General features: G+C 46.6%; 13 protein-coding genes and 2 pseudogenes. 8 read left to right on the top strand and 7 right to left on the bottom strand.

Features of this window, described 5'->3' with window-relative positions; genetic code table 11:
• Positions 1-66: 66 nt before the first annotated feature.
• The 5 genes and pseudogenes from HG547_RS17710 to HG547_RS17685 all read left to right on the top strand — a co-directional run.
• Positions 67-345 carry a peptidylprolyl isomerase gene (locus tag HG547_RS17710; RefSeq protein ID WP_140907380.1) on the top strand — a complete coding sequence of 93 codons (279 nt, stop codon included), beginning with the start codon at positions 67-69 and terminating at the stop codon, positions 343-345.
• Between the two features lie 54 nt (positions 346-399).
• Positions 400-486: pseudogene (locus tag HG547_RS20770) on the top strand (transposase); the annotation flags it as partial.
• 507 nt (positions 487-993) lie between these two features.
• Complete coding sequence (locus tag HG547_RS17695) at positions 994-1,368, top strand: hypothetical protein (protein WP_169548602.1); 375 nt, start codon at positions 994-996, stop codon at positions 1,366-1,368.
• Positions 1,369-1,454: 86 nt separating this feature from the next.
• A complete protein-coding gene (locus HG547_RS17690; RefSeq protein ID WP_169548600.1) occupies positions 1,455-2,057 on the top strand; it encodes a hypothetical protein in 603 nt (200 codons plus the stop codon).
• A 126-nt stretch (positions 2,058-2,183) separates the two neighbouring features.
• A pseudogene (locus tag HG547_RS17685) lies at positions 2,184-2,588 on the top strand (transposase); the annotation flags it as partial.
• A gap of 240 nt (positions 2,589-2,828) precedes the next feature.
• Here HG547_RS17685 and HG547_RS17680 read toward each other — a convergent pair.
• The gene (locus tag HG547_RS17680) at positions 2,829-5,942 is read right to left on the bottom strand and encodes a M9 family metallopeptidase (protein ID WP_169548598.1); all 3,114 of its coding nucleotides are present in this window, start codon (positions 5,940-5,942) and stop codon (positions 2,829-2,831) included.
• A gap of 449 nt (positions 5,943-6,391) precedes the next feature.
• Between HG547_RS17680 and HG547_RS17675 the strand changes: the two genes are divergently transcribed.
• Together HG547_RS17675 and HG547_RS17670 are read left to right on the top strand one after the other, a co-directional pair.
• Positions 6,392-7,390: an NAD(P)H-quinone oxidoreductase gene (locus HG547_RS17675; protein ID WP_169548596.1), complete on the top strand. Its 999-nt coding sequence runs from the start codon at positions 6,392-6,394 to the stop codon at positions 7,388-7,390.
• A gap of 321 nt (positions 7,391-7,711) precedes the next feature.
• The gene (locus HG547_RS17670; protein ID WP_037414254.1) at positions 7,712-8,116 is read left to right on the top strand and encodes a hypothetical protein; all 405 of its coding nucleotides are present in this window, start codon (positions 7,712-7,714) and stop codon (positions 8,114-8,116) included.
• Between the two features lie 101 nt (positions 8,117-8,217).
• Here the strand turns inward: HG547_RS17670 and HG547_RS17665 are convergent, their stop codons facing one another.
• The 5 genes from HG547_RS17665 to cutA form a co-directional block, all read right to left on the bottom strand.
• Entirely contained in the window at positions 8,218-9,249 is a 1,032-nt protein-coding gene (locus tag HG547_RS17665; protein ID WP_169548594.1) for an aldose epimerase family protein, read from the bottom strand.
• Positions 9,250-9,372: 123 nt separating this feature from the next.
• On the bottom strand, positions 9,373-10,518 hold the full coding sequence (gene galK, locus HG547_RS17660) for a galactokinase (protein ID WP_169548592.1): 1,146 nt from the start codon (positions 10,516-10,518) through the stop codon (positions 9,373-9,375).
• Positions 10,519-10,816: 298 nt separating this feature from the next.
• On the bottom strand, positions 10,817-12,457 hold the full coding sequence (locus tag HG547_RS17655) for a cation:proton antiporter family protein (RefSeq protein WP_037414248.1): 1,641 nt from the start codon (positions 12,455-12,457) through the stop codon (positions 10,817-10,819).
• A 151-nt stretch (positions 12,458-12,608) separates the two neighbouring features.
• On the bottom strand, positions 12,609-14,450 hold the full coding sequence (locus HG547_RS17650; protein ID WP_037414246.1) for a protein-disulfide reductase DsbD: 1,842 nt from the start codon (positions 14,448-14,450) through the stop codon (positions 12,609-12,611).
• Positions 14,447-14,770 (bottom strand): divalent-cation tolerance protein CutA, encoded by a 324-nt coding sequence (gene cutA, locus HG547_RS17645; protein WP_037414243.1) that lies wholly within the window; start codon positions 14,768-14,770, stop codon positions 14,447-14,449. Before cutA ends, HG547_RS17650 begins: the two co-directional genes overlap by 4 nt.
• 222 nt (positions 14,771-14,992) lie before the next feature.
• Between cutA and HG547_RS17640 the strand changes: the two genes are divergently transcribed.
• The gene (locus tag HG547_RS17640; RefSeq protein ID WP_047539805.1) at positions 14,993-15,583 is read left to right on the top strand and encodes an FxsA family protein; all 591 of its coding nucleotides are present in this window, start codon (positions 14,993-14,995) and stop codon (positions 15,581-15,583) included.
• Positions 15,584-15,737: 154 nt separating this feature from the next.
• On the opposite strand, the gene HG547_RS17635 is transcribed toward HG547_RS17640, so the two are convergent.
• Positions 15,738-18,821, bottom strand: a complete 3,084-nt coding sequence (locus HG547_RS17635) for an efflux RND transporter permease subunit (protein WP_169548590.1) — start codon at positions 18,819-18,821, stop codon at positions 15,738-15,740.
• Positions 18,822-18,823 lie beyond the last annotated feature (2 nt).

The raw sequence follows: 18,823 nt of genomic DNA, 5'->3' as shown, positions 1-18,823 counted from the left end.
GATAGGTAAAGCGATAACCGCGGTGCAGCAAAATGGCACCGCTGTCTTTTAAAAAGAGAGTACCAGATGTATAAAACCGCAGCCGCAGTGCATATCCTTGTTAAACACAAAGAGCAGGCGGAAGATATTATTAAGCAATTGAATAACGGTGCTAATTTTGGCGCCTTAGCGAAACGCTATTCCTCATGCCCGTCGGCGAAAAAGGGCGGCGATCTCGGTGAGTTTAAGCGTGGGCAAATGGTACCGCAGTTCGATAAAGTCGCTTTTTCCGGTGAGCTACTGGTGCCACATCTCGTTAAAACCAAGTTTGGCTGGCATGTGGTTAAGGTGCTGTATCGCACTTAGCTATTGATCACACTTAGCTATTGATCGCACTTAACTATTGGCTACCCAGTGGCGACCGAGCTTGGTAGGTTATTTTATGGCTCGGTGGGTATGCTGCAAGAACTGAGCGATTACTGCGAACATCTAGAAATACGACAACGGACATTGTGCCAAGCTGCCGCGCAATTAAGAGTTGGTGTCCATGTTTTATTCTTTAACAATTGTTTGCTCGATTTACTCTTTTCGGTCGATAAATTATCGCATTCGAGTATAGGCATGTTAGGTTGCTTGTTCAGCGACGCGCAGCAAGTCCATCCGTGGATGCTCGGCCGCCCCGTCCATGATGCGGACGGTCGCCTCGCCAATCATCCTAACTCGCCTTGTGAGCAATAGTGTTGACTGTTGAGTTAAAGCTCACCGAGTATTAACAATGGGTAGCTCGATTTACTAATAATCAGTCGAAAGTGAGCGTAACAGAATAAAAAAGGCAAAACGATATCAAGTGATTACTCATCAAACAGTATAAAAACCGCTACCGCAAAAAAGCAAATTCCTATAGCATCATTTATAACAATTTACATGGATGTGGCAACGGCCAAGTCCAACAAGCGATTTATGCCCTGCAAACAGCGCAGCGCATAAATACTAAGACATTATGTGTGAATGACTATGGATTGGCGTCAAATGGAAGTATTCAAAGGTATCGATCTGACTGACTCTTTTGTTTTAGATTGGAACCATAAGAATAACTGCCTTTACTTTGAGCTGGAGGCCAGCATCTGGCCAGAGTCCAAACATTATGCTGAGCCAAAGCCTAATGAATATACGTTTTACCGAAAAGCAATACTTCAATTCATTAATACAGTTTCCGTATCTGGTTTAAAGCACAAATCGGCTGCAATGTCATCAACTGATCCAGACGGTTCAATTGATTATGGAAACATTGATACAATGCAGGTAGTCGATGGTGGTTTTGAGCTTACTGGTAATTTTGGCAATATCAAAATATCTGGCGGGGAGCTTCGATTTGAAATTCGCACATAACAACCTGCGTCATTTGGGGCCTGCGGCCCCTACGACGCTCACAAGCTCGCGCGTATGCGCCAGAGTTAGCTGCTTATGGAGTTAAAATGGCAGGTATAGAACAACCTTTAAATATTATTGAGATTGTCAAAGCGGTTGGTCCATACGCTGTGGCGTTAGGGACAACCGCTTTCGGGTACTTGCAAACTAAACGTGTAGCTGAAATCACTAGAGAAAAAGATATTGAAATTACGCAACTTCAACAAAGTTCTATTCGAAATGCTGAAAGGCTTAAAACTCAGCATTTAGCGTTAACCCAGTTACAAAAAATACTCAGTCCAGTTTATGCAAAGGCTGAGGTGATATTACACAATTACGGTGGGTTAATTGCTGAGAAAGCAGAAGCTAGAGCATTAAAATTTGATTTCAACAACTTAGTTGTAGATGACTATATTTCTTTCACCGTTGAAAGCAGGAAAATAGCCTTGGCTGAAGCCATAGCAATTTGTCAGACGCTTCAAGATCATAAAGCTTATGAATTAGTCGTTCAGTTTGAGTCTGCAATTACAAAGGCATTAAGCTTGGTTAATGTGTCTGGGAGCAGTTCTGGGCTAGAACATTTCAATGAAGTTAAAGCAGCGAGACGTGAATATGGTCTTTTGTACGTAAGAATTTTTTATACACTATCGAACGCTGAAGAACGCAGCTAACAAGGCTTTAAATAAGAGCAAATCTGGACACCCATCCTTAAAAGCTAAAGTTGGACACCCAGCCTTAATAGCGCGTTAGCTAACCTCCGACTATGCTTTGGTTAAGCATTAAACATGGAGGTTTGTATGCCCCGTCCTCGCCGAACTCAAATAAGCCTTGAAGACACACCCTATTACCATTGCTGTAGCCGCGTGGTGCGGCGAGCATTTTTATGTGGTGATGACAGTTACTCGGGTAAAAACTACGACCATCGCCGCGCTTGGGTAGAGTCATTATTGTTTGAACTTGAAGCTGTTTTTGCTATTGATATCGCGGCCTTTACGGTGATGTCCAATCATCTGCATGTGGTGCTGCGGATGGACATCGAGACGGCAAATCGTTGGACTGACCGCGAAGTACTTGAGCAGTGGCATAAGTTGTTTAAAGGCGATGAGTTAACGCAAAAATTCGCTAAAGGTGAGTTAGTTGAAGCCCATGAGGTCAACCGATTAAAGCATTCAATTGCCATTTATCGCAGTCGTTTGTGTGACAGAGCAAATCTGGACACCCATCCTTAATCGTGCTGCTGAGACTATTCATCATTCTGTGTCAGATTCCCCCCTACTTTTAATCGCGGTTAACAATGGCTGTTTTTCCAAGCAATTGACCACATAGTGCGTGAGTTTGAGGTAAGGCTAAAGCTGTTTTAGTGTGCTAACCGATTGAAATAATAAAAATCCCTGCCGAGCAGGGATTTTTGCTTTTAGCTTATACCGCAATAGCGTGGCTGATTAGCGTAAATCGACCTGAAGGGCCACACCTGCACTTTGGCCTTCACTTTGGAGCGTAATGTAATACCAGCCAGTACTGGGATTATTGACCTTGATTTGCTCCGTAGTGCTGCCAGCGTTTGTTGAGGCGGCTTCATATTGCTGGGCATTGGCCCAGCTGCGACCCGAGTAAAGGCTGACATCTCCAGTTCCGTGGGCCGAGCGTACTTCTAATTGGCTTGTTCCTTCGGGAACCCAAAGGTAATAGTCATTACGGCCATTGGCGCTACAGACGGCATCACCCGGCGTGAGTTGGGTATAGCTCACGGGTGATTTAGTCGCACAGGCATTGGCAATTTGATTAGGAACGCTACTGCCACCACCGGCTTTAAGGTTGAAGCTCACGCCACTAAATTCACTTGCGGTATCAACAGTGATATATCGCCAGCCACGGTTTGCCGTAAAGCTAAAGGACTCTTTGTTGCCTTGATTTACACTGCTGGCTTGGGCATTGCTCGCGCTTGCCCAAGTATTGGCATTAAAGTAAATATTGGCATCGCCTGTTCCCCCGATTGTGCTGACACTAAATTGGCTGTTGTCAGCATCGACCCAGAAATAAAAGCTATTACGGCCACCGCTAAGGCATTCATCTTTTCCGAGGGTTAGCTTGCCGTAATTGATGGTTGCGGCACCGCAATTGCTGGGTACTTCACCACCAGTATCGCCGTCATCACCTAAGTCGGGATCGGTATCGGCAACTAACTCAGTGGTACTGACCAGCATATCAACACCACCAAAATCGCCTTCTAGGGTGATATAGTGCCAAAGTTCATTGGGGTTTAGGCTCACTTTGATCACTTGGTAATTACCGTTGCCGATGCCATAGGCCTGATTTTTTTCAGCACTTGCCCATCCCCTTGAATCGTAATAAATATCGGCATCACCCCAACCACCGCCAATTTTGATCCAAATATCCTGAGCCGAGCGGTCAGTGTTGGCAAAGCTAAAGCTGGCTCGGCCTTGTTTGGCGTCAATACACTCCATAGGTACCTCAAGACTGAGGCTGGCTGACTCGCTATAGCGGTATGCTTCGTTACTGACTTGGCAGGGCGAGTAATCTTTGCTGATGGTGCCCGCAGGGCCTGCCCAGTTACCTTCGCGACCACTGGCATTAGCCTGTTCATCACTTGGGCCTTTATCGACAATACCATTGTTAGTGGTGCTTAAACCGCTGGTGAGCCAGCCGCGCCATTCGTTGTCATAGCGGGTGCCAATGGAATCCATAAATGCTTGATATTCAGCATATTGGTTATTACGCAGGAAGGTTAGGATCTGGCGAACATCATCGCGGTGGTTTTCAAACATAAAGCGTACGGCGAGGTAACCCCAACGGTAGATGCGGTCTTGGCCAGAGTCATAGGTGTTTTTAAAGATGGTTGAGAGCATATACTCGCCCGTTTCCCCCATGGAGATGGCAGCGGGGTTGGCATCTCGATATGAAATATATTCTGCTAATCCTTCAATCCACCAAATTGTGTTGGCGGATACGCTGCGGCTGAAGTCGCCAAACAAGTTATAGCGGCCATCGAGGTAATGCACGTATTCATGCTGTAAGTTCCACACATGAAAATCTGGGCGACGCCATTCGGCCTCATAGGCAATAAAGCGCGCTTGGTTTTTAAGTCCTGCGGGAGAGCCTTCTAAATACATGCCGCCATTGTTGGTATTGATCCCAAAAATGCTGTTGGCAAGGGATTGATATTCTGACGAGCTGCCAAAAATCACCAGTTCTAAATCATCATTGTTATCCTGGGCGACCGCCTGCATTCCCGTTTCGAGTATCGTGTGGAAATGGCTTTCTTGCTGGCTTAATACTCCACATGCCCATTTGGCTTGATCTTGGTAAAGATCTTGGGCGCGGATCTTGAGGCTGTCGGAGCATTTCCAATTAAACGGTAAGCTATCGGCGGCTAATTGCGCCTTGAAACCGCAGATCTGATAAGCATTGCAGTTGCTGCGATCGTAGTAATCTGCCATCTCGGCGGCAGCAAACCACAGTACTTTACTGGGATCATTTTTGCTGGTGCTATTTAAGATATTTTTGACCAATTGGGTGACTTTGGGGCGCATGGTATCAATGTAGTACAGTCTAGATAACTCTCTGACAGCATTGACTAAAACATATTCAGCATTGGTGCCGAGTAAGTCCCTATGGTTAAGTTGGAACTGGTTGAGCGCATCCAAAATGGCATGATCTCGGGCAAACAGCGCCTGCATGTCAGGATTCCACTGGGCGCGGAATAAGGTGGTAAATACGGTATTTGCGGCCGCATTCATTGCAAAGCTGGCTTGCCATGTGCTGTTGTAGTCATTGAGCACTTTGAGGGTGACAAAGTTAAAATCAGCCCCCAGTTCAGCCGAATCAATCAGGATCAGTGCTTCTTTGAGCACGCTGGCATTGGCATCGGAGAGTGTCCAAATGGCGTTATTGGTAAAGAGAGCATTAAGCGCTGATTTTAAATTGTTTTTCACCGCGCTGCTGTAGGCGGGTACGTCGCTGGGATTGTAAAACTGCACATAAAGCGCGGCGCGCACAAAGTAAATATGTGACTCAATGCCTTGGTTATCCACGCCAGTGTATTGGGGCGCCTTGGCTGCAATCGCATTAGCAACTGTGGATACATTCGCTTCACTAAATACGCTGCTTGCGTCACTTCCCTTGAGATTAAATAGCTTACCGACACACTGTGGTGTGGACTGCGTTAGCTCATCTAACAGGGCTTGGCCCGATTTTCCAACAAAGTTACTACAGTCGGCATTGGCAGCAAAGCTGCTGGCTTTTGATCTCGGAGAGTTCTCGAGCAACGCTTGCTGTTGTGAAGAATGTGCATCGAGATACTCAGAGTGTGTTGGCTCGTTAGGGGAGGCTATCAAGCTGCTACTGGGTAATAACGGCCGATGGCTGGCATCAAAATTGAGTGGCGCTGACGGCGAAGCTAACGGTGCTAGCGCACTAGGGATTGCTGTGTTTTTCGCTTGTACTGAATGGTTTGGGTCTTGTTGTGAATGGTTATGGGCGAGCGAGGGTGTAGCGATGGCTAAGCTAATAGCCGCGAAAAGTAGGGTCTGTTTCATGGTGTATCCATAGTTATTTTTATCTGCAAAGCAGATCTTCCTTGGGCGTTATCCGATGTATTACAGCAATTAACCTCGGACCTCATTGGTCCAACTGAATTTAATGCTTGTCTAATTCAGTTAGCGCCGAAATATCATGAAATAAATTGCATAAAATATCCAATATAAATCGATAAAAATTTACAAGTTTTTCACATATTTTTTATCGTTATGTTTTTATTGTATTTTTTATTGAATTATCGTGCGGTTAATAAAGATTGGTAATGTAGACGGCAATTGTTTTAATGTGGCATCGTTTCATTCAAGTTGCTGGCGTCCTTTTGTTACCTCGTTAACGGTCAACAAAGTTCATTCCAACATTGTTTGGGTTAATATGTTTTAACCTGAGTATGATGCCGCTATGTTTGCAGCGATAAGCCGAAATCCCAAAGTTGTACAAGGAGTTAGCTATGTCAGATTTACCAAAAGATTATGCCCATATACATATTGAACAATCCGGTGCGCCAGAGGTAATGCAACTTTCCCGTTCACCCTTACCGGTTGTCGGGGCCGGACAAGTTCTTATTCGAGTAAGTGCGGCTGGGGTGAATGGGCCGGATCTCAAGCAAAGGGCTGGAGCCTATCCGCCGCCACCCGGAGCATCGTTAATTTTAGGGCTTGAAGTGGCTGGTGAAATTTGCGCCATAGGTGAAGGCGTGACTCAATGGCAACTGGGGGATAAGGTTTGTGCTTTAGTCCCTGGTGGCGGTTATGGCGAATACACCTTGACCTATGCAGCTCATTGTTTGCCTATTCCAAAGGGATTTTCGATGGTGCAAGCGGCCGCGTTACCTGAAACCTTTTTTACCGTTTGGGGCAACCTCTTTATGCGCGCGGGACTCAAGGCTGGCGAAACCGTATTGATCCACGGCGGCTCAGGTGGCATTGGCAGTACGGCGATTGCGCTGGCGAATCGTCTTGGTGCGCAAGTGATTGCGACTACTGGGCAGGATGAAAAGCGCGACTATTGCTCAGGATTAGGTGCCCATCTTGTTGTCAATTACAACACTCAGAATTTTGTCGAAGAAGTCATGAGCTTTACGCAGGGTAAAGGCGTTAATGTGGTATTTGATATCGCGGGTGGCGATTTTATTAACCTCAATTTGCAAGCGCTTGCGTTGGATGGGCGTATGGTGTCGGTCTCAACTCAACGTAGTCCTAAAGCTGAGGTTAATATTCTCCAGCTGATGGCTAAGCGAATTGTCTGGACAGGTTCAACCCTAAGACCACAAACGGTTGAAGCCAAAGCTGAAATCGCAAGGCAATTACACGAACGTGTTTGGCCATTACTTGATAGCCAGCAAATCGTGCCGCATATTTTTGCAACGTACCCATTGAACGATGCACCTAAGGCCCATAGATTAATGCAGTCGGGCGAACATAGGGGCAAAGTGGTATTAACATTTTGAATTAACTCAGCTACAAGCTGTAACCTCTTATCGCTTCAATAATTTAATGGTTATAGGTGCATAATTAAAACTTGATGTGATGTTTTTTTAGACTAAAGTCGTTAGTGACAAATTTTTTTAGAGACTTTGGCCGAAATTAATGCGTAATAAGTGAAAATTTCATGGTTTGAGGCATTGATTATCGAAAATATTCTGTAAAAATACCCAGTTGAAAACGTCAGAGACTTTCCGGCGCTATTCGTGGATCAAAGCAAGCGTCGCTTCGCTTATTCAGACTAAAAAACTCATAGTGTATGTGTTGATTTAAGGGTATTGGCATATATGTATAACACAGCAAAGAAACAGGTTTGGTATGGTGAGCTGAGAACATCGAAGGGCAATGCGATTGTCGTCCACGACAACCAGCTGCCAGAGGCTTCCCCTGGACGAATTTACCTCTACAATACCGACCGTGATGCCATTGTTGAGTATGTAGAAGACATAGTAAAAGTGAACCTATACGACTTAGATGAGGCCGCATTAAAAGCTGCTGAGGCTAAGTTTAGCGGTGCATGGAAAGCGGCTCGCGCTCAATTTATGAGCAAGCATCAAGCTCGTATTGATCTGAACAACGTTAAGGATTCTGGCCCAGTACGTAAGGCTAAACCTGAGGTTGAGCCTGAAATCGAAACCGATGCCATTGGTGCTGATTTCGATGAAGATTGGGGCGATGATTTCGACGATTAATATCCAATTTGCTTCGGCAACATTGGATAAAGGTAAGGAATGAAACGACTTTATTCCTTACCAGCCTTTCTTTTTAATTCCTACAGATGTTCATTTCAACTTTAGTCAACAATATCAAATTGATATCGACTAATATGATGATAGATTTTCCCTGGTACTAACCAGGCATCATCACCCAATTGCGGTTGATTGGGCGAGTCAGGCAGCTTTTGCGGTTCAATACACACGCCCTGATGTTGGTGCAAACTTTGTTGGTTTCGTCCAACGGTTCCCGCTAAAAAGTTAGCGCAGTAGAGTTGTACGCCAGGCTGATTGGTAAATACCGTCATGGCGCGGCCGCTGACAGGACTGCTTAAACAACCAAAGCGGCGTAGTGAACCATCGGGGTTATCCATCAGATAGCAATGATCATAACCTTGGGTGCTTGTTAGTTCGGGAGCGTGAAGTTTTTCGCCAAGGGAAACACTTTGAGTTAAATCGAAAATACTATCTTTAACCTCAGCAATTCCTGTCGGGATGCCGACTTCATTCATCGTCAAATAGCGTGTCGCATCGATTTGTATCTGGTGCTGATAATTATTGCTCGTACCATCCAGATTAAAATAGCTGTGCTGCGTCAGGCTCACTGGACAAGGTTTATCTATGGAGGCCAGCATTTCTACATAGAGATTATTGGCGGCAAGGCGATAGTCTAATTGCACCGTGCAATTACCGGGGAAGCCCATATCGCCATCTGGACTCACTAAGGTTAATCTTACCCCATCGGGAAGCTGACCTAAGTGCCAGTTTTTTCGATTAAAACCCTCTCTGCCGCCGTGCAAACAGTTACTGGCCTGATTGATATCCAGTTGATACTCTTGCCCTTGATATTGCAGCTTGCCCATCGCAATACGATTGGCAAAGCGCCCAGCGATAGCGCCAAGGTGGGCGTTTTGGGTTAAATAATCTTCGGCACTGTCGCAGCCAAGCACGATATTAGCGCGCTCTCCCTGTCTATCCGGCGTCCAAAGTGAGCGAATAATGCCACCTAAACTGAGCACTTCTAAGGCGATGATGCCATTGTCTATCCGCACTCGTTCAATTTCGCCGCCGCGGGGATCTGTCCAAGGATCTAATACACTAAAACGCACCATTTAGCTTCCCTCTATGTGATTTAACCTTTTGATTTTGCCTCTTAAAAATAACAAATACCACTCATTCATGGCTGAATTCGTATGGTATTGGTCTGGATAAATGGATTGAGCGTAATTGACTGACTAGCTATCGATTCGCCCCGCGCCAGCACTCGCTGAACAGAGATAAACAGTTGCATCTATCCCTGTTTGCTCAAAAAAGGCCTGTTCGACCGCAGAAACTACCGCATCGGTTAGCTCATGATCCACTAAGGCAACCACGCAGCCATCGGTCATGCGAATGCCACCGCGCTCTCCAATGACTTGGCTTACTATATCCACCAGAGTGTCGAACTCAGGCAGCGTTACCTCAAAATCATCCCGTAACGATTGATGGGACTGTGCCATTAATTGGCTGAATTTAGATAGATTATTTTGCTCTAGTGCCCGTGCTGCACTCTGAGTACGTTTGTTCTCGGTGATCACATGTTTAGCGCGGCGATACAGAGTTTCATCCAATTTATCCTTGGCACTTTCAAGTTGACGCAGATCGAGGTGGCGCAGGGCGTCGAGGCCAAAATACTCGGCAGCTTGAGCGCATTCTTCACGTCGCAACTCATTGATTGCTGCTAAACGCTGTTTCTCAATATGGGCATCAATAATGATCAGGCTGAGGTTTTCAGGGATCGCAATCGGTTCGCTATCAAGATCCAGACAGTCGATAAGCAGGGCATGATCCGGCTCGCCCATGGCACAAACCATATGGTCCATAATGCTGCAAGCCGATGAAACATATCGATATTCACCACGTTGAGCGAGCTGTGCCACCGCCATGGGTGACAGATGCAATTGGCTACTGTCGCTAATGGCAGTGCCAAAGGCGACGACCAAGGCGCCAGAGGAAGATAACCCAGCTGCGAGCGGTACATCGCCTACCACGGCTAAATCTAAGCCCTTGGCAATGAGCCCTGTGTTGGCCATCGCCGCGGTGAACCCTTTTAAATAATTTACCCAACCGTCCTCGGGATGGATTTCGGTTTCTTTGCCGAAGGTCCATTCTTTAATTTGCCCGGGAAAGGCATCAGCAACGGCGCGAAACTTGTTGTCTTCACGGCGTTTAACGGCAATCACCGTATGAAAATTAATGGCGGCAGGCAAAACAAAGCCGTCGTTGTAATCCGTGTATTCACCGATCAGATTTACTCGACCTGGGGCTTGATATAAATCATCGGCTTTAGTGCCAAAGGTTTGGACAAATAACTTGGTGGCGCGCTGCGCAGGGTTCGACATGCTGAGAAGACTTCCAAAAAAGCTGGGCTAATTTCGTTCTTGTCTTCGATTTATATCACGACTAAGTCGGCGATGTAACTGAGATTTTCTATGGCATTGACGATAAGCTTGTCAGAGAAAACCGATAGTCAAAAACGCCGCAATGTTTGAGCGTGTGTAAGTGAGTTAAGGTGATTGATTTTTAGTGGTTTTGATAGGTTTTATCGGGTGAGGTAATGACTCAGGTTAATCCCTTTCCTGAGTCATTTTTAGCCTAAATAGGATGAGTTTTATTCATGATAACAAACGTAAACACGCCTTAAACTGCGGCAGAATGTTGTTTGGTGTCATCGTCTAGCTCGGCAACTGCCTTCGTTTCAGAGTCTGGTAATAACTCATGAACTACATGGTCGACAAAACCCGCACCCGCCGCTTCGTATAGGTTGTAAACGCTATGCACACCAGAACTTCTGAGTGATGCAGCATCCTCACCATATTGTACGATTGCACTTAGTTTACCTTGATAATTCAGCTTTTTAAGTTGCTCAACGGCGAAGAGATTTCCCGCATGATGCGGCATTGCTAGCAGCACTAATTCAAGATTGGGCGCTTTATCAAGCTTCTCCCAAAAGTCGGTATCGGAAGCGTCCCCTTGCACAACATTACGGCCTTTAGCGCGGTGTAAATCGACCAAGTCTTGCTTATGCTCAATCCCGAGGATCTCACCGTCGAACCGGGCACGCAGTTCATCGTAGGCTCCACTACCAATACGCCCCATCCCTAGGATTAAAAAGCGTGGATTACCAATGGCAATGGGGCGATCTTCTGGGTGCAATGGGCGTTTTTCTAACCTAACGAGTCGCTGTTGGAAGCGTTGATAAATATTTCCGACTGTAGCATTGAGCGGCGCTGCTAATAAAAAGCTAAAGCTTAAGGCCACGGCAATAATCACCAACCATTGTGACGGTAGCCAGCCTTTGCTGGTGGCAACCGCAGCGACGATCAGACCAAACTCGGAGAAGTTACCTAGGTTAAAGGAACCTAACATCGAGGTGCGCGAACGTAATTTAAAGCGAGTAAGAATATAGACAAACAATAGGATTTTTAGCGGTACTAACAGTACTAATAATGTAGCCAGCACGATATCCGAAATCGTGGGTAAGCCATTGAGACCAATGGTTAAGAAGAAGGCGACAAGAAAGAGTTCTTTAAAATAGAACAATGATTTAGCCAGCTCAGAGGCTTTTTTATGTCCCGCGAGCAAAATACCAATAACTAATGCGCCGAGATCCGGTTTTAAGCCAACGGATTCAAATAACCAAGCGCCGACAACCAGTGCCATTACTAATCCAAAAAGCACTAATAATTCACCGTGGCCAACACGGTCAAAGGCTTTATAAATCAGTGGTTTTGCCAGAGGTAATAACAATAACGCAAATGCCCACACCGAAGGCACATCGCCCTTAGAAATGGTTAAAAAGAGTACGGCAAAAATATCCTGCATAATCAGAATACCAATAGCAACACGGCCATACAGGGATTGCATATCCCCTTTATCTTCTAAGACCTTTACCGCAAAAACGGTACTGGAGAAGCTTAACGCAAATGCCAGTAAGGTTAACTGCTCAATCCCTAAACTGGTAAGTTGAGATAATCCTAATAACCCTAATATTTTGAGAATAGGGACGAATACTAGGATCGATAGCATCAAATGCACACTCGACCCCGCCCACACTTCAGCCTTAAATAGGCTACGAATATCGAGTTTTAAACCAATCGCAAACAGCAGTAGCGTAACCCCTAAATTGGCGAGTTCTTGCAGCAGTGGCAGGCTTTCTTTTTCAATACCTAATACAAAGAGTACAAAGCCCGCCACTAAGTAGCCGATGAGTGGGGGCAGTCCTATACGGCTAACGAGCATGCCGCAAATAAGGGTGATAATGAGGATAGCTGGTTCCATAATGCTCCAATCTAAAAAGTCCACGATAAACAAGGATTGTATAAGAAATCGATGACAGCGCGATAAAAAAGCGGACTTTTAATGAAAAAAGTCCGCTTTTTGTTGATTTTACGCTAAAACGCCGCAGAGGAGTGTTAGCGTTTAGTCGAGATTATTTCACCAAGTGATCTAAATGAGCTGCAAACTCCTTGGGACCCATAAAGCCGGTTACCCTTAAATCTTCTCGCTGTTCACCTTGCTCGTTAAACATCAATAATGTCGGTAAACCGAGGACATTGTATTTTTCAAGCAGAGCGACATCCACAGCATCACTCTTAGTCACATCCGCTTGCAGCAGCACGATTTTGTTCATTCGCGCTAATACTTCGGCGTCTTTAAAGGTAATGGCTTCAAACTCTTTACAAGCCACACACCAGTCAGCGTAGAGATCCAGCATCACAGGCTTACCAACTGCCGTGGCAGCGGCAATTTCGCGGTCCAAATCTTCAATGGATTTTATCCGTTTAAAGCCATGGGCTTGCTCAGTCGTTGTCGCAGTCGCAACCGGACTGTGGCTAAAGCCAAAGTGACCCATCACGGCTTGGAAGCCATAGGAGAAGCTTGCCAGCAGGGTTAAGGTGAGTAGCACTGAGCGTACGGTTTGTTTCCAGTTAAAGGCGCTGAGCTTATTTTGGTGCATCAGGTAACCGGTGAAGCTAATGCCCCAAAGCGACCAAAGCACATCGGAAACCACGCCCGTCCAAATACGGCCAAGCATCACAATCGATACCGCAATCAGCAGGAAGCCAAACACGGTTTTAATGATATTCATCCAAGCGCCCGCGCGAGGCAGTAACTTACCACCCGAGGTGCCGATGATAAGTAGTGGTACGCCCATGCCCATACTCAGCACATACAGGGCGAGGAAGCCTTGTAATAAATCCCCGGTTTGCGCCACATAGACTAAGGCGCCAGAAAGTGGAGCCGTGGTGCAAGGTGAGGCGACCAATCCTGAGATTACCCCCATCAAAAACACGCCAATCAGATTGCCGCCCTTTTGATTGTTGGAAATGGAGTTCATCTTCTCCTGCCAGCTTGAAGGCAGTTTGAGATCGTACAAGCCAAACATAGATAAACTGAGTACAAAGAACAGGATGGCTAATACCACGAGCACAGCAGGATGTTGCAGCGCCGCTTGGTATTTCATCCCCGCCGACGCGACGACTAAACCTAAAATCGAGTAGGTGATTGCCATACCTTGCACATAGGCCATCGACAGGGTGAAGGCTTTGGCGGTCGACAGTTTTTGCCCTTGACCAACAATAATGCCCGATAAAATCGGATACATGGGGAACACGCAAGGGGTGAGCGCTAAGCCAATCCCTAAGCCGAAGAAGATCACTAAGGTCCAGAGTAAACTGTCGTTAGACAACATCTGGCTTAGGCTATCCTGCTGAGTAATCGGCTTAGCAGGGGCGCTGCTTGCTTTGGCATCTGTGTCAGTGGCGGCAGGCTTGGTATTTTCGCCGCTATCTGCGCTAGAGGCGATTTGTCCATCATTAGCTGCTACCGCTTTTAAGCTGACATCGCGCTTGGTTGGTGGATAACAGAGTTTACCCTCGGCGCAGCCCATAAAGGTGACGCTTAAGGTGCTGTTTTCATCCGCTTGCTTTAGGCCAACGGGAATGTCGATATAGGTGTAGTAAACCTCTTGTTCACCAAAATACTCATCGTTATGAGGTTTGCCTTTTGGTAGGTCAATGGTGCCTAATTCAGCGCCATTGACACTAAATTTGAGTTTATCGCGGTACATGTAGTAGCCGTCGGCAATCACCCAATTAAGGGTAACCTTATTGCCTTCCTGCTTAAAATCAAAGGCAAAGGCTTGATCAACAGGCATTAACTCAGGTTCGCTTTTTAGAAAACCAAAGTTATTCGCAAAAGCATTGCCACTTAGAGTGAGAGGCGCGAGAAGCAATAATGCAGTAAAGGTAAGGCTAAGTAGTTTTTTCATGGCTGAGTGTTATCTTTTATCCAATCTAAGTAGGCTGGTAGCCCGTGAGTCACGGGTACGGCAATAATTTCAGGCACTTGATAAGGGTGAAGTTTAAGCACAAGCTGTTCTAACTCTGGATAGCGTGTTTGTAAACATTTAATGTGTAAGCTAATTTCTTGCTCTTCACAGATTTTTCCTTCCCACGTATAGACCGAGCGGATGGGTGCTGAAATATGCACACAAGCCGCGATACGCGCTTCCACTAACGCATGGGCGATGCGATTGGCATGAACGTCGTCTGGACAGCTAGTGCTGACCATTAAATACTGAGGTTGCATAGTGTGGGTATCGTCCCCTAACAATCTTAAACTTCGCTTAAGCCTATTAGGCTAAGCTACTTTACGTGTTTTTATGGTCTCATACATTAACGGCTTAACGAAAGAGTGAGCTAACTATCAGAAGTTTCACCGCTTTAGCGCAGTCTGCGCCCTAATGACTTGAATTAAGACCGGATTGCCCCCATTTAGTTTTCAAACGAGCAAGATAAATCTGAGGTCGGTATGTTTTTAATCCTATTTTTATTATTTGTGCTGATCCCAGTTGTTGAGCTGTCAGTGTTAATCCGCGTGGGTGAGGTACTGGGTACTTGGACCACTATTGGCCTTGTATTATTTACCGCTGTATTGGGCGTGTCTTTAGTACGCAGTCAAGGATTAAGTACTCTAATGCAAGTGCAGCAAAAACTCGCGCGGGGTGAGGCGCCAGGGCAAGAAATTGTCGAAGGTATGATGCTAGCCATGGCAGGGGTATTGCTGGTTATTCCTGGATTTGTGACTGATTTTATTGGTTTATTGTTGCTCACTCCTTTAACCCGTCGTCCGATAGCAGCCTTAGTGTTTAAACGTATGCAACTGCGAGTGGTGTCGGGTTTACAAGGCGGTATGCACGGCGGTTTTGGTGCGGGTCCCTTTGGCTCTCATTCTGGCTCACAAACAAATCCTTTCGAGCAACCTCCCTTTGAGCAAAATAAACATGCCGATGGCAATGTGTACGAAGGCGACTTTGAACATAAGGCCGACCCTAGCGATAAACGTCCTGAAAGCCACCAATTGGTGGATAAAGACGAGCAACCCAAAGATCCAAAGGCGTAATCCGCTTTTCAGCTCGACTTTCTTTCCTCTGTGTAAAGCCTCAAGTTATCCGGGTTAGCCGCTATTCTTCGACATCCCAATATGAAAAGGCCAATCGATGCTAATAAGCAGCATCGATCGGCCACGCCGGGAAGCGTTTAGGGGGAGTGGCGGGCTAGTGTTTCTCGCTCGCCACCGCATTCGGTTTGATGTTAAAGGCCAAGCTGTACATCACTGGCAGCACGATAAGGGTCAGCAGCGACGCAAAACCTAAACCAAAGATGATAGTGATCGCCATGGAGCCGAAAAAGGCGTCGGGGATCAGAGGTATCATCCCGAGCATGGTCGTGATAGCCGCCATCATCACAGGGCGAACGCGGCTGACACTGGAATCGATTAAAGCTAAATAGGCGGCTTTGCCTTCACTGAGTTCGAGGTTGATCTGGTCAACCAATACAATACCGTTTTTAATCACCATGCCCGATAGACTCAGTAGTCCCAGCAGCGCCATAAAGCTAAAGGGCGCGTCGAAAATCAATAATCCCGCCGATACCCCAATCAAGGCCAATGGCACGGTAAACCAAATCACCAACGGCTGGCGTACTGAATTGAATAGGAACACTGTGATTAAAAACATCGCTAAGTAACCCAGTGGAATTGAACTAAATACCGCGGTTTGGGCTTCGCCCGCCGTTTCATACTCGCCACCCCATTCTAAGTGGTAACCCGCAGGCAAGCTGATGGCTTCGACCTTAGCTTTGACTTTACGTAATACTGAGTCGGCGGTTTCATCGCTACCCAGTTTAGGGTCGGCTAAAACGGCTAACATCCGCATCCGATCGCGACGTTTTACTAAGGGGTTTTCCCATTGAGTATCGAAGCTGCTTACAACTTGCGTTGCTGGTACAAAGGTGCTGTGCTCGCTACTCCAGATTTGCAGTTTCCACAGGCTGTCCGCCTGTAAACGTTCCTCGGCGGGTGCGCGGGCAACGATGGGGAGTAAATGGCTGGTTTCGCGGTACAGGCCAATCTGTTTGCCGCTAAAGTTAACTAACAGTGCGTTATCCAGATCCTGTTTACTGATCCCCGTTTCCCTTGCTTGAGCATTTTCTAATTGCGGACGAATTAAAGTCACTTGGTTGCGCCAGTCATGGCGAATACCGTCCATACTCGGCTCCGCATGGAAGATGGCTTCGGCTTGAGCGCCTAGAGCACGCAGTACTTCGGGATCATCACCGTAGAAGCGAGCCTCAATCTTCGCGGCGGGAGAAGGGCCGTTTTCCATATTCTTTAATCTGAACTGTGCCTGCGGGAATCTCTGATTTAAAAAGGTTTCTAGCTCTGGCATATAGACTTTTAAGGAGGCTAAATCTGCCATTTCAATAATGAGCTGCGCATAGGCGGGATAGCCCTTTTCGGGTTGATAGGGCAACACAAACCGCTGCGCCCCTTGGCCAATGACCGTTGTTAAGTGTTTTAAGCCACTATGTTGTTCCTCGGCTTGCTTGAGTAACTGCTGCTCAATATCGGCGGTAAAGCGTTCAGTGCCTTTAATATCTGTACCTTCTGGCATCCAAATATCGACAAAGAAGATGGGCGTATTAGATGCGGGGAAGAACACATTCTTGATATGACCAAAGCCAATCACTGCGCTAACGAGCATGGCACCGACTAATAAAATGCTGGCGATTCTAAAACGTAGGGCAAAGGTTAAGCTCGCGCGGTATATGCTAAAGAACCAGCCTTTGTATGGGTCCTGCTCTTCCTCATCTGCGGGGGCATCTTTAAACAGCAAATGGCAGAAGAAAGGTGTCAGGGTGATCGCGGTAATCCAACTGATAAATAAGGAAATCATCAACACTTGGAACAGTGAGCGACAAAACTCTCCCGCGGCATTTTGCGATAAGCCAATCGGTGCAAAGGCTATAATCGCAATAACGGTGGCACCAAGCAGTGGCCACTGAGTTTGCGACACAATTTGTTTGGCGGCTTCAAGGCGAGTCTTGCCACGACGCAGACCAATCAAAATGCCTTCGGTAACGACAATGGCGTTATCGACCAACATGCCCAAAGCAATAATCAGCGCGCCGAGGGAGATCAGTTGCAGCTCAATGCCCAGCACTTTCATCACGATAAAAGTACCGAGAATGGTCAACAGTAAGATGACCCCCATCAATAAGCCTGAGCGTAAACCCATAAACAGCAAGAGTACGGCAATAACGATGGCAATCGATTCTAATAGATTGATCAAAAAGCCATTTACTGTGTCATCCACCGCCAAACTTTGGTTATAAACCGTGTCTAAGCTCATCCCTATTGGGCGCTGAGACTCCAGTTCGGCAAGGCGCTCGCTAACGCTTTTACCCACTTCGACCACGTTGACGCCACTTGAAAAGGAAATCCCAAGGGAGAGGGCGGCTTCGCCACGGTTGTGATAGAGCACGTCAGGGGTTTCATCATAATCTTTTTCTATATGGGCAATATCACCAAGATAGATAAGCTCAGTGCTGCCGGGCGGGCTGACGATCAGACGTGCGAGATCCTGCACACTGCTAAATTCTCCGGTGGGATGGATGCGAATACGATTATCGCCCACCACTAAACTGCCCGCGTTGGAGACCACGTTTTGATTGTTAATCAGGCCGTGGATATAGCTTTGATCTAACCCCAGTGCCGAGAGTTTTTGTTGTGATATTTCAATCACAACCTGCTCAGTTACGCTGCCCGCAACTGAAACCTTTTTGACCCCTGGCACCAGTACCAGTTCGCGGCGCAAATAATCGGCATAATTGCTTAATTCGCGGTTACTATAGTCAGGCCCTGAGAGATTAAACAAAATGCCGTACACATCGCCAAAGTCGTCATAGACTTTGGGCGTGCTAGTACCGGGAGGCAGTTGTCCTGCGGTGTCGTTGACCTTACGACGTACTTCATCCCACACCTGCGGCAGGCTCGTTTTGTCATAGGTTTCTTTGACCTCAATTTGGATCTGCGACAAACCCGCACTGTTAATGGAGGTTACGTGCTTAACCGCATCGAGCTGCTGTAAGGCATCTTCGAGGGGAAGGGTGACTTCTTCTTCCACTTGCTCTGGCGATGCACCCGGATAGGCGGTGATCACTAGGGCTTCTTTAATGGTAAATTCGGGAAACTCTAACTGCCCAAGACCGGTAAAGCTCACACTACCGCCCACGAGTAGCAGTAATACAAACATCCAACTGATGACTTTGTGGCGGATTGAATACTCAGCAATATTCATGG

Source organism: Shewanella sp. DNRA4 (assembly GCF_012843185.1).
Taxonomy (GTDB): domain Bacteria; phylum Pseudomonadota; class Gammaproteobacteria; order Enterobacterales; family Shewanellaceae; genus Shewanella; species Shewanella xiamenensis.
This window is presented reverse-complemented; position numbering and strand designations above follow the sequence as displayed.